This is a genomic window from Arthrobacter sp. RT-1 (assembly GCF_003367205.1).
Taxonomy (GTDB): Bacteria; Actinomycetota; Actinomycetes; order Actinomycetales; family Micrococcaceae; genus Arthrobacter.
In genome coordinates, this window is record NZ_QRGQ01000040.1 from 1 (window position 1) to 11,734 (window position 11,734).

General features: G+C 65.9%; 13 protein-coding genes, 1 tRNA gene and 1 pseudogene. 9 read left to right on the forward strand and 6 right to left on the reverse strand.

All coding sequences use genetic code 11. From position 1 onward, the window contains the following. Positions 1–259, forward strand: a pseudogene (locus tag DXK94_RS18160) (hypothetical protein); the annotation flags it as partial. Positions 260–325: 66 nt separating this feature from the next. Here the strand turns inward: DXK94_RS18160 and DXK94_RS18165 are convergent. Next, a complete protein-coding gene (locus DXK94_RS18165) occupies positions 326–1,159 on the reverse strand; it encodes a LysR family transcriptional regulator substrate-binding protein (protein ID WP_258868607.1) in 834 nt (277 codons plus the stop codon). On the opposite strand from DXK94_RS18165, the gene DXK94_RS18170 reads away from it, so the two are divergent. Beyond that, positions 1,122–1,526, forward strand: a complete 405-nt coding sequence (locus tag DXK94_RS18170; protein ID WP_115526009.1) for a DUF5997 family protein — start codon at positions 1,122–1,124, stop codon at positions 1,524–1,526. The two genes, DXK94_RS18165 and DXK94_RS18170, sit on opposite strands and share 38 nt — an antisense overlap. 81 nt (positions 1,527–1,607) lie before the next feature. Here the strand turns inward: DXK94_RS18170 and DXK94_RS18175 are convergent, their stop codons facing one another. Then, the gene (locus DXK94_RS18175) at positions 1,608–2,003 is read right to left on the reverse strand and encodes a VOC family protein (protein ID WP_115526209.1); all 396 of its coding nucleotides are present in this window, start codon (positions 2,001–2,003) and stop codon (positions 1,608–1,610) included. A 164-nt stretch (positions 2,004–2,167) separates the two neighbouring features. Between DXK94_RS18175 and DXK94_RS18180 the strand changes: the two genes are divergently transcribed. Beyond that, a complete protein-coding gene (locus tag DXK94_RS18180) occupies positions 2,168–2,767 on the forward strand; it encodes a hypothetical protein (protein WP_181884875.1) in 600 nt (199 codons plus the stop codon). 82 nt (positions 2,768–2,849) lie between these two features. Then, positions 2,850–3,452: a DUF6919 domain-containing protein gene (locus DXK94_RS18185; RefSeq protein ID WP_079597972.1), complete on the forward strand. Its 603-nt coding sequence runs from the start codon at positions 2,850–2,852 to the stop codon at positions 3,450–3,452. A 98-nt stretch (positions 3,453–3,550) separates the two neighbouring features. On the opposite strand, the gene DXK94_RS18190 is transcribed toward DXK94_RS18185, so the two are convergent. Both DXK94_RS18190 and DXK94_RS18195 read right to left on the reverse strand, forming a co-directional pair. After that, positions 3,551–4,033, reverse strand: coding sequence for a pyridoxamine 5'-phosphate oxidase family protein (locus tag DXK94_RS18190; RefSeq protein ID WP_079597971.1), 483 nt, complete (start codon positions 4,031–4,033; stop codon positions 3,551–3,553). Positions 4,034–4,100: 67 nt separating this feature from the next. Continuing rightward, complete coding sequence (locus DXK94_RS18195) at positions 4,101–5,492, reverse strand: NAD(P)/FAD-dependent oxidoreductase (RefSeq protein ID WP_115526010.1); 1,392 nt, start codon at positions 5,490–5,492, stop codon at positions 4,101–4,103. Positions 5,493–5,631: 139 nt separating this feature from the next. Here DXK94_RS18195 and DXK94_RS18200 point away from each other — a divergent pair, with 139 nt between their 5' ends. Beyond that, positions 5,632–6,348, forward strand: coding sequence for a TetR/AcrR family transcriptional regulator (locus DXK94_RS18200; protein ID WP_115526211.1), 717 nt, complete (start codon positions 5,632–5,634; stop codon positions 6,346–6,348). Between the two features lie 7 nt (positions 6,349–6,355). Here DXK94_RS18200 and DXK94_RS18205 read toward each other — a convergent pair whose 3' ends face one another. Further along, on the reverse strand, positions 6,356–7,915 hold the full coding sequence (locus DXK94_RS18205; RefSeq protein WP_258868608.1) for an MFS transporter: 1,560 nt from the start codon (positions 7,913–7,915) through the stop codon (positions 6,356–6,358). 149 nt (positions 7,916–8,064) lie between these two features. On the opposite strand from DXK94_RS18205, the gene DXK94_RS18210 reads away from it, so the two are divergent. Together DXK94_RS18210 and DXK94_RS18215 are read left to right on the forward strand one after the other, a co-directional pair. Beyond that, on the forward strand, positions 8,065–9,192 hold the full coding sequence (locus tag DXK94_RS18210) for an L-talarate/galactarate dehydratase (protein ID WP_115526011.1): 1,128 nt from the start codon (positions 8,065–8,067) through the stop codon (positions 9,190–9,192). A 10-nt stretch (positions 9,193–9,202) separates the two neighbouring features. Further along, positions 9,203–9,901 (forward strand): FadR/GntR family transcriptional regulator, encoded by a 699-nt coding sequence (locus DXK94_RS18215; protein ID WP_115526012.1) that lies wholly within the window; start codon positions 9,203–9,205, stop codon positions 9,899–9,901. Positions 9,902–10,051: 150 nt separating this feature from the next. On the opposite strand, the gene DXK94_RS18220 is transcribed toward DXK94_RS18215, so the two are convergent. Then, positions 10,052–10,134, reverse strand: a tRNA-Leu gene (locus DXK94_RS18220). Positions 10,135–10,510: 376 nt separating this feature from the next. On the opposite strand from DXK94_RS18220, the gene DXK94_RS18225 reads away from it, so the two are divergent. Continuing rightward, on the forward strand, positions 10,511–11,254 hold the full coding sequence (locus tag DXK94_RS18225; protein WP_079597966.1) for a DUF3662 and FHA domain-containing protein: 744 nt from the start codon (positions 10,511–10,513) through the stop codon (positions 11,252–11,254). Then, entirely contained in the window at positions 11,251–11,733 is a 483-nt protein-coding gene (locus DXK94_RS18230) for an FHA domain-containing protein (protein WP_079597965.1), read from the forward strand. Before DXK94_RS18225 ends, DXK94_RS18230 begins: the two co-directional genes overlap by 4 nt. Position 11,734 lies beyond the last annotated feature (1 nt).

Below are 11,734 nucleotides of genomic sequence, written 5' to 3' on the forward strand. Positions count from 1 at the left end.
GTCCCTGATCCCGGCCAGCCAAAAGGAACGCGAAGCGGCCGACCAGCTCAAGACCGCCGCGCAGCCCCTGGCCACCCAGGTCACCGACGCCGCCAAGGACATGGTCCAGGACCTCAAGGAACCGGCCCAGGAAGCCATGGAAAACGTCAAAGCCACCGCCACCGACGCAGCCCAGAACGTCAAAGCCGAAGGCCAGCACGCCGCCACCGACGTCAAGGACCGCGCCACCGACGCCAAGGACCACGTCCAGAACACCTAAAACGGTGTCCTAGGCAGACAGGACAGGCCGGCTCCCCCACGGGAGCCGGCCTGTTGTCATGTCCGGTTAGCGCTTGCCCTTTTTGCGTGAGCCCTTGCCGCGGCCCTTGTCCGGGTTGGGGGCGTAGCGCTGGGCCACCTTCGGCGCCTTCTTGGTGCCGCTGCCGCGCCGGTCCGGTTTGGGTTCCTTCTTCACCTTGACCGGCTGCGCGGACGGCTGCCGTGAGCTTTGCGCGGTGCGGCCGCGGACGATCCCGATGAACTCCTCCAGCACCTCGTCGGTGGAATCCACGGGCCACACGAGGGCAATTTCGGTTACGGGTGCGCCGGTAAGCCGCCGGGCCACGGTGTCCTTGACATTAAAATGGCGGGCCACGGACATGGGCAGGATCACCAGCCCGGCTCCGGTGGCAACCACCTCGAGGGCCGGTTCTGGCCCGCCCAGCGCGTCGACGTCCAGGAAGGCTTCCTGCCCCAGGTCGTTGTAGGCAACTTCCTCGAACACCGAGATTTCGTGGCCCTTGGGAGCCACCACCACGGGCTGCTCCTCGTACAGGGGAATGACGCTGAGGCCGTCGCGCTCGATGGGGAGGCGGACAAAGGCCATGTCCGCGGAACCCGCGCGCACTGCCTCAACACTCGTGCCGCCGTCGTGCATAAATGCCTGCAGGGGAATGTCCGGCATGCGCTCTTCCCACCGCCGGATCCACTTTCCGGGCGTCACCCCCGCCACGTAGGCGATGCGGAGGGTCCGGGGCGCAGCCTGCTCCGCGGAGTCGTCAGGCTCAGCGGAAGCGTCAGGTGGGGAGATGTTGTCGGAGGGCACGTCTTCACAGTACCGTCCGCCCGGATACCCTTGAAGCATGACCTCTGCAAACTCCCAGTCCATGAAGCCGGCCACCGTTGCCAAGAAACTTGGCATCTACCTGCCCGCAACACCCCGGGAGTTCCAGGAATCAACCATCACCCGGGAAGAATTCGCCGAACTCCAGGCCAACCCGCCGGAATGGCTCGCCGAACTGCGCCGCAACGGCCCGCACCCCCGTCCCGTGGTGGCGCAGAAACTGAACGTCTCCATCAGCGGCCTAGCCCGCGGCGGCGTTGAGGAAGCGCTGACGACGGCGGAAATCACCGCGCTGCTGCAGGCTCCCCCGCAGTGGCTGGTCACCGAGCGCGCCACGCACGCCGCGGTGCGCGCCGAAGCCCAGCGCGTGAAGGAAGAAGCCGCCAAGAAGGAAGCGAAGAAGGTCCGCGCCAAGGCGGAGTAGCCCTCCTCGTATCAGAGGCTTGTTCGCGGATCCGGACCTTGACGGGTGGGATCCGCGAACAAGCCTCTGGCGTTTAAGGAATCAGTCCTGGTGCAGCTGGACGAAGTTGCCGCAGCCGTCGTCAAACACTGCGCTGATGCCGGACGCGTCTTCGGCCGGCTCACCCTTGAACACCACGCCGGCTTCCCGGAGCCGGTCATACTCCGCCTGCACGTCCGGGACGCCGAAGACGATGGCGGGCATCCCCGCGTCGTGGAGGGCATTCATGTAATTGGCGCCGATGGGGTTGTCGCTGGGCTCAAGCAGAAGGCCCACGGACCCGGCGTCAGCGCCCTGTTCGTTGGTGCCCGGATCCTTGATGATGAACAGGTTGTACTCCGGCATGGCCATCAGGGTCTCGAAGCCCAAGGTGCCGGTGTAAAAGGCGTGGGCTGCGGCGGGGTCCTTGACGTGGATGCTGCACATTTTGAGTCTCATGGTCCCCACGGTACGCGGCAGCACTGACAGCGGAAAGGGTGCCCCGGACGGGTGCAGGCTTCGAATCCGCCAGCCCATTGACGCTGGTTCCCGGACACTGTGCAATGGAAGGACCAGCCCGGGAATCCGCGGCCCGGGCGTCCGCTGGAGGTCAGGTGTCAGCCATGGGGGAAATGTTCGAGGGTTTGATCCAGGGAGCCTGGGCACTGCTGCTCTGCGGTCCCGTACTGGTGGCCAGCATTGCCGCGACGGTCTTTGTGGTCCGCCGCCGTGCCCTTGCCGGCGGAGACACCGAGGCTGAGCGCTCGGACCAGCTGTTCTGGGACCTGTTCCTGGGGTCTGCCGTTGCGGTTCCAGCCCTGCTGATCCCTACCCTGATGTCGCCGTGGACCGGCCTGTTCCTGGGCGGCGCGGGCGTGGCTGCCGGCATCGCCGCCTACCGGGGCACTCCCCGTTACCTGGCGCGGCGGGCCGCCCGGCGTGACTACCAGGCGCTGGAATCGGCGCACCTGGCAGCGCAGGCGCAGCATGATGCGTTGATTGCCCGGTGGCGGCGCTACGAGCTGGACCCTGCCTGCAGCATCGACTACCCGTCCCTGACGGACGTGCGGCTGCCGGAGACGTCCGCGCTCATCAAGGCCATGAAGGCTGCCGACCAGTTGCGCGGCAATCCGCACCAGGGATATCCCGACGCCGTCACCAGCCTGGCTGCCTCCCTCGCCGCTGCGGAGCGGGCAGCGGGAATTCCCGCCGAGCAGGCCTAGGCCGCGGACATCCGGGGCCGGACGTTAAGTGGTGTGTCGGCCGCGGTGGAAGGGGCCGCGGCCGCGGGGATAGCATCCGAAGATGAAGCCAGAGGAAATACCAGCACGTGACCAGTTCGGCCGGCTGCTGGAGGACCGCGGGGTCTGGCGGCAGGCCACCACCCTGGAAGCCGCCGGCGAGCTCACCGCGCGGTGGCTGGAGGGTGGCAGCTCCTACCAGCCGGGTCACCTGGCGGCGGGCTTCGACGAGGAAACGCGTCCCATCGCCGGAGCTTTGGCAGAGCTGAACCGGAACGGCCTTTTCACCAAGGAATCCCAGCCTGGCCTGCTCACGGCTTCAGCGGCGCAGCGGCAGTATGTCACGGGATTCTGCGGTCCCTCCCTGGCCGGCGAATTGCTGGCACTCAGCACCCGGACGGAACTGGTCACCGTGGCCCACGCCCCCGGTGAGGCCAGCAGCGCGGCCATTCCTGTGACGTTGGCCGGAACGGAAGTAACCACCGTGCTGGGATCCAGCGAGAACCCCGTGGACGACGACCAGATCAGTGACTGGGCCGACGAGACAAATGACGCCCTGGCACTCCTGCTGGCCGATTCCTGGTACGTGGAAATCCTGGACCCGGTCTGGGGACGCAATGACGTGCTGCTGCCGGCAGTCCTCGGGGCACTGACGGGCCAGGGGTAGCGCGGCCGGCTGTCAGCCCCCGGTGACACCCACGCCTTAGCGGAAACATGCGAAAGGCGGGGCAGCAGCAGCTGCCCCGCCTTATGTTTCACGTAAATCTACAGCTCTACCGTGCCGCTTTCACCGACGCTCATGCGGCTGTTGGTGACCTTGGACTTCACCCACTGCAGCACGGTTGCGGCGGTGCCGCCGGGGCTGGTCCAGTACTCCGCCGAGTCCGAGTCGATGTGGAGCAGGCACACCTCCGGGGTGTCCGGCCCGTCCGGGAACCAGGCCTCAACCGCCTGGTTCCACAGCTCGTGGATCTTGGCGCGGTCCGTTACAACCTCGGCCCGGCCTGCCACCGAAACCCACTCGGTGTTCTTGCCAAAGGCGACGTTGACGCGGGAGTCGGCCCGGACATGCGCAACCTGGGACGTGCCTAGCCCGGTGAAGAACCACATGTCGCCGTCGTCCTTTACTTCCTGGACGGCCAGCGGACGGCTGACGAGGGCACCCTCTTCGTTGATGGTGGTCAACATTCCGATCTTGGAATCGTTGATGATTTCCGTAACCTTGCTGATGCTTTGGGCGTCAGTCATGCCTCACCTCTTTCGTGTGGGGTCGGGGACGTTCCCCATCGGCCAGCCTATTAGTAAGCATGCTTATTTACCAGCCGGCGGGAACAGTTACTTTCGCTTCTTCGGCGACCCGGGCGGCGGTGCGAAGGCCCATCCGGATGGCGCCGTCCACGTGCTGGTAGCCCTCCGCCGCCAGGTCGGAGGAGGACCAGTAGATGGGCCCGACCGGGGCGTGCTGGTCCTTGCCATAGCGGTGCAGTCCGCCCAGGTCGTAGCTGGAGGCGTAGGCGCCGCGGGTCCATTCCTCCGAGCCCCAGTCGGACTCGTAGTAGACCTCCGGCGTCAGCGCCTCTTGGCCCAGGAAGCCGGCGATGGAGTTGAGGACGGCCTTCTTGCGGTCTTCGGCACTGAGCTCGAACACGGCGTCGGCTTTTTCATCGGAGATAAAGCCCACCAGGGTGCCGCGGGTATCGCCAAAGTTGGTGTTGTCGTACACCTCCTGCACCAGGGCGTCGGCGCCGAAGCCGGTGCCTGAGAGCCCGGCGTCACGCCAGAACGGCCTGCTGTAGACGGCGTGGACCTTGATGACCAGCCCCAGGGACTGGTGCTGGTGCATCTGGTGCTGGCGGCGCGGCAGCGGCGGGTTGAAGGATACGCGTGAGTACAGGTTGGGCGGCACGGCCATGATCACGAACCGGGCATTGACGGTGGCCTGCTCTGATTCGACGGTGACGCGGTGGCCGCCGTCCGCGTCCGGCCCCCAGTTGATGGTGCGCACCGGGGAATTGAGGACCACGTCGTCGCCGAGTTCCTGCGCCAGCAGCAGGGACACTTGCTGCATCCCGCCCACCACGCGCCGGTCCAGGATGAAGTCCTCGTCCGTGAGGTGGGTGAAGGAACCGGCCGAGGCTGCCATCAGGACAGCCTGCAGTGCGGAGAAGGCGTGCGCGGGCTTGGTAAGCATGCCGCCGGCGATGAACAGGCCGATGTTCTTGCAGGCCTCCTCGTTGGCGGAGTTCTGCCGCAGCCAGTGATGGAAGGAAATGGTGTCCAGCTCGCGCGCCTTGGGATGCGCCCAGGGTTCGGTGGCACCGATCTCCGCCGCGAGCCCGTCCAGCAGTGCCACCAGCCTGTCCATTTCGACGGCGGTGGCGGGGTCCACCGGGAAGGTGTCGCCGGTGTAGCGAACGGGAATGCCGTCCGAGCCGATGTAGACGGACTCGCCCTGGCGGTACCGGGGGTAGGTCTTGAGGCCCAGCTCGTCCAGGAGCTCTAGGAGTACGGTCTGGTCCGGCGAGACCCATTGGCCGCCGATCTCCAGCATGGCCCCGTCCACGGTGTCGGTCCAGGTGCGGCCGCCCACGCGGTCACGGGCCTCGAGCACGGCGACGGTAAGGCCGGCCTTTTTCAGTTCACGTGCCGCGGTCAATCCGGACGGCCCGGCTCCAACGACCACAACGTCGCGGTTCAGGTTCAGCATGATGTCCTTTCTGCGGCCCGTCAGGTGACCGGGACCACTAAATGAATGCCATTCATTTATTAGAACTATAGCGGCTCTTGGCAGGGACCGGAAGTGCCCGGGTGGAATAATGCTGGAGACCACCAAAGAAAGGGCGGGAATGCCGGCAGTATCAGCCGCACAGGGGCGCGCCACCGGGACCGCCGCCGCGAATGGGTCCGGCAATGCCGAGACACGGCGGCGGCGCGCCGGCAGGCCCTCGGCCGCCGTGCTGGACAAAACCGGTATCACCGCCGCCGCATTGGAGCTCGTCAGCCGGAAAGGCTACGACGGGCTGACCATGGCCGCCCTGGCGAAACAGCTGGACGTCGCACCTTCGGCCCTGTACAACCACGTGGCATCCAAGCGGGACGTACTGCTCCTGGTGGAGGACCACCTGATGTCCCTGGTGGACGTCTCCGGCTTCGGCATTTCGGAGTGGGAGGAGGCCGTGCGGACCTGGGCCTGGAGCTACCGGAATGTCTTCGCGGAACACACGCCGCTGATCCCGGTGATTGCCGTGCTGCCCGTCACGGACGCGCCGCAGACCCTGGCGATGTACGAGGCCATCAGTAAGGGCTTCCTCGACGCCGGTTTTCCAGAGTCGCGGATTGTGTCATCGATCGTGGCGTTGGAGTCCTTCATCTTCGGCTCCGCGTACGACGTCACCGCGCCCGAGGACATCTTCGAGCCCGGCACCATGGCTGAATCAACCCCGCACTTCACCGCGGCCGTGCGCAGCCTGGGCGGGCCGCCGTCGTCGGAACGTCCGGCGGACACGGCGTTCAGCCTGGGACTGGAGGCGCTGATTTCCGGTCTGGGGGCCCTGCGGGGCTGAAGCTTTTTTACCCGGCCGGCGGACGGGGTGCGGCATTCCGCTCGCTGATGGTGCCGGCGTCGGCGTCGCTGCCGGCGCTATCGTCACCGGCGGCCTTGTCGTTGGCATTCTCCGCGGCTGCCTGGGCATAGGTGGCTGAAACACGCCGGTACACCGGGGTCAGGAAGGCGAGCAGCGCGGCGGCAATCATGATGATCCCGGCGATCAGGAACACCAGCGCGATGCCGCGGGAAACGCCTTCACCCAGCAGCGGGGCAAGTTGCGCAGATCCCTCCTCCGACCGCGCGTACGGAATGATCCAGAACTGGGCGATCGGTGCGATGAGGAACGCGGTGATCGGCGCCGCGGCAGACTCGAAGGCCATGGCGAAACCGAACACACGGCCCTGCCGGTTCAGCGGCACCACCTGCTGGATGACCGTTTGCTCGGCCGCCTCCACCACCGGGATCAGGATCAGGTACAGCCAGATGCCGGCGATGTAGAGCCACGCCCACTCCCGGATGGTGAACACCGCGCCGAGGAACCCCATTGCCACCACGGCGAGCAGCAGGCTGCGGAGCGGGTTGGCGCCAAGTCCGAACTTGCCGATGAGCGCACCGCCGATAATGAACCCGGTGGACCCCAACGCGAAGACGGCGCCCCACACCTCCACGGGAAACATTTCGAGACCGTACGGATCCATCAACGCCATGTAGACGCCGCCGATGAAGTTGTTGAACGTGGAGAACAGAATCAGCGCGAACAGTCCGGTGATGGCCATGACGGCTGCGATGGACCCGCGCAGGTCAAACGCACCGTGGGCGTCGGTGGCGGCAACGCGTACTTCCTCCGGCATCCGCAGGGTCAGCAGGTGCGCGAAGGCCAGCACAGTGAGGACGACGGCGACGACCACCGTCCAGCCCATGCCCAGCAGCCCCACCGACAGGCCGGAGAGCACCGAGGTGACGATAAACGCGAGCCCCTGCACCATGCCCACCATGCCGTTGGCGTTGGCCCGGCGGTCCGGTTCGATGAGGATGGTGACCGTGGTGGAGAGGGCGACGTTGCGCATGTTCTCCACCACCGCGCCCACCAGGATGATCATGGTGAAAATCCAGAACCACGGCTGCGTCAGGTCCAGCAGCCGGGGCGTGGGCGTCAGCAGGAACATCACGCCGGACAGCACGAACATCACCAGGGTGAAGCCCGCGGCGAAGCGCATCACGGCCAGTTTCCGGTAGCGGTCCACGAAGGTGCCGAAGCTGATGCTGGAAAGGGCAATCAGGAGCATGTACGCGCCGCCGATTACCCCGGTGGCAATGACGTTGCGGGTCTCCAGGTACACCCAGAACGTCAGGGCGAACCACAGGTAGCTGGTGGTGATGTTGGCCAGCGCGGTGTTCACCAGGATTCCCGTGAAGGTGCGGGACCGCTGTTCCGGGCTCCGCAGGGACGTGTCGACGGCGGCAGGATCGGTTGGGCGGTCTTCCCCACCCTGGCTGAATGGTGCCGCCGCTTCCTCCGAAAGGTTCGCGCCGCCGTCGTGAGCTTCAGCGGCCCCGGACGGAGCCGGTTCGTGCCCGGTCATGCGTCCCAGTGTAGTTATCGCCGGCGTCCGGGGACATGGTTATTCCGGCAATTAGGGGTAAGGGCCCTGGAAACACTTGTAATACAAGTTAGTAACTTATATCCTAAGGGTGTGGGCGAAGGAGCCCAGCCCCGCCTTTAGGAGAATCCATGAGCACCGTTGACCTGATCCGGCACGTCAAGCTGTCCACCGCCCGCCTTCCCCTTGCTGTTCCCATTAGTGACGCCAAGGTCTTCACCGGCCGGCAGAAGCCCATGACCGAGGTGGTCTTCCTCTTCGCCGAGATCACCACCGAACTGGGCCACACCGGCCTCGGCTTCAGCTACTCCAAGCGCGCAGGCGGTCCCGCCCAGTACGCCCACGCCAAGGAAGTGGCGGAGGGCATCATCGGCGAGGACCCCAACGACATTGCCAAGATCTACACCAAGCTGCTCTGGGCAGGCGCTTCGGTGGGCCGCTCCGGCGTCGCAACCCAGGCGCTGGCCGCCATCGACATCGCCCTCTACGATCTCAAGGCCAAGCGCGCTGGCCTGTCGCTGGCCAAGTTCCTCGGCTCCTACCGCGACTCCGTCCAGACCTACAACACCTCCGGCGGCTTCCTCAACGCAACGCTCGACGAGGTCAAGGCACGCGCCACCCAGTCCATTGAAGAAGGCATCGGCGGCATCAAGATCAAGGTGGGCCTCCCGGACAGCAAGGAGGACCTCCGCCGCGTCGCGGGGATCCGCGAGCACATCGGCTGGGACGTCCCGCTGATGGTGGACGCCAACCAGCAATGGGACCGCGCCACCGCCCTCCGCATGGGCCGGCAGCTCGAGGAATTCAACCTCATTTGGATCGAGGAACCCCTGGACGCCTACGACTTCGAAGGCCACGCCCACCTGGCCCAGGTCCTGGACACACCCATCGCCACGGGTGAAATGCTCGCCTCCGTGGCGGAGCACAAGGGCCTCATCACCGCGAACGGCTGCGACATCATCCAGCCGGACGCCCCCCGCGTCGGCGGCATTACCCAGTTCCTGCGCCTGGCCGCCCTCGCGGACGAACGCGGCCTGGGCCTGGCCCCGCACTTCGCCATGGAAATCCACCTCCACCTCGCCGCCGCCTATCCGCGCGAGCCGTGGGTTGAGCACTTCGACTGGCTTGACCCGCTGTTCAACGAGCGCCTCGAAACCAAGAACGGCCGGATGATCGTCCCGGACCGCCCCGGCCTCGGCGTCACCCTCAGCGACCAGGCCCGCGCCTGGACAACCGAGTCCGTGGAGTTCGGCGCGTAATCTTGAATCCATGAGCCGGAACCTCACCGCGGACCTCGCCGCCGACCTTCGAAACCGCATTGTTGACGGCGTGATCCAGCCAGGCGAGAAGCTTCCGAGCGAAAACACGCTGATCAGTGATTTCGGCGTCAGCCGCACCGTGGTCCGCGCCGCCCTGACCCGGCTCCAGGCCGAAGGGCTCGTGGAAACGGAGCGGGGACGCGGCAGCTTTGCCCTTACTCCGCCCTCCGAAGGGCCCTCGGCAGCGCCGGGGGCCCGTCCGGTGGCCACCACCGAGGACCGGCTGCACATGCTGGAATTCCGGATGGGAGTGGAAACGGAAGCCGCCGCGCTGGCTGCCCGCAACCACTCCGAGCGCCAACTGCGGGCGGTGACCTCGGCGCTTGAGGAGTTCACGGCCAGCGCTGGGCATCCGGCCCACGCCATGAAGTCTGACTTCGAATTCCACCGGGCCGTGGCCGCGGCATCGGGCAACCCGTTTTACTCTGACTGCCTCGCCGCGCTGGGCCAGACCATGATCGCCATGCCCCGCACCCGGCTGATGACCGACGTCGAGCATTACGCCCGGGACCACTTCGACCAGGTGGTGCAGGAACACCGCTCCATCGCCGAGGCCATTGCCGACGGCGATGAAGCAGCAGCCGCGGCCGCCATGCGCAGCCACCTGGCCAACTCCCGACGCCGGTTCAAGGCTTCCGCGCGCCCCTAGCTTTGCCCGGGTGCGGCCTCCCCCGCCCAAACCTAAGCCTGTTCGCGAATCCGGACCATCAAGGGCCGGATCTGCGAACGAGCTTAGGTCCGGCACCCTTGGAGAATGCAAAAGAGCCCCGGTCCTAAGACCGGGGCTCTTTCATTTGCGTGCGCGAGGGGGGATTTGAACCCCCACACCCTTTCGGATACTGGCACCTGAAGCCAGCGCGTCTGCCGTTCCGCCACTCGCGCGCAACTTCTTTCGCCCGACAACGGCCGGTTTCCCGAATCCGCAGTCTTGCAAAAGCAGCGAGATCAAGCATAACGGACTGATGCGGAAAAACACCAATCGGGCTCCGGAAGGACCCGGGAAGCCCCGTTCAACGCAACGAAAAGAGGCCCTTTCGTGCCGCGGCAACCGGTGCCAACCCAGGGCCTGCCGTCCATGAAAACTGAACTTTTCCCGGCGCCCGGCCGTTGTGGATTAAGGTCATTCACAGGCCTGCCCAGTAGTATCGGATGTAGAGGCGGCTGCTGCAGGCAGGCGCACTGTTGAGTTGTGAACTGCACGGCAAGTGGGGTTCCGGCACGCAAACGGCCCCGCACGCGGGGGGAAAGGAGAAGAACCATGGGACTGCTGGACAAAGTTGAACGCGGCATTGAAAAGGCTGTCCGGGGCGTCTTCTCCACCGGCTCAAAGGCCCAGGTTGAACCCGTGGAGATCGCCAGCCGGCTCCGCCGCGAAGTGGACCACAAATCCCTCACGGTAGCGGCTGGACGGACACTGGTCCCGAACGTCTTTGACGTCCGGCTCAGTGACGACGACTTCCGCCGGGCCCAGGAATGGGGCACTCCGCTTGCAGAAGAACTGTGCGATGTTGTCATCAACCACGTGCGCAGCCAGGGCTACACCCTGCAGGGCTCGGTGCGGATCTCATTCCGCCGCGATGCGGAACTGCGCGCCGGGGACTTTGAAATTGCCTCCTCGACCGAAAAATCGACAGGCGCCCCCGGCAATCCACCGGCCCGCCCCAATCTTCCGGCCGCCCCCAGCCGCCAGCCCGTCAGGCTGCAGCCCGTGCTGGACATCGACGGGCAGCGTTACTCACTGAACGCCCCGTCCATCGTGCTGGGCAGGTCCTCGGAGGCTGACATCCACGTCGAAGACACCGGGGTTTCACGCCGGCACCTGGAAATCCGCACCGCAAACGGCGTCACGAGCGCCGTGGACATGGGCTCCACCAATGGAAGCTACGTCAACGGGCAAAAGGTTTCCGGAAGTACCGAACTTACTGACGGATCCACCATCACAATGGGACGGACAAAGATCATCTTCCGCCTGCTTCCTGCCAGCCCTGGTGGCAACGCATGAGCGACCTGACCATCACCGCGCTGCGGTTTGGCTTCCTGCTGCTCCTCTGGGTTCTGATCTTCAGCATCGTTTCGGCGATGCGCCGCGACCTCATGGTGGGTCGCAAGGCTGCTGCCGGGGCACCCACTGCGCGCCAGGTCCGCAAGAATCCGGAGCTCGCCGAGGCCCCGCCGCAGCCCGTCAAGCAGCAGGCCCGGCAACTGGTGGTGGTGGAGGGTCCGTTGAAGGGAACCACCCTTCCGCTGGCTGCCAGCCCCATCCTCCTGGGACGGGCGCAGGAAGCCACGCTGGTACTCGAGGACGACTACGCCTCCGGCCGTCACGCCAGGCTGTTCCCGCAGGGCAGCCGCTGGTTCATCGAAGACCTGGGCTCCACCAACGGAACCTACCTGGCGGACCAGCAACTTACCCGTGCCCTGCCCGTTGAGCCAGGCGTACCTGTGAGAATCGGCAAGACGGTCATTGAATTGAGGCCATAGC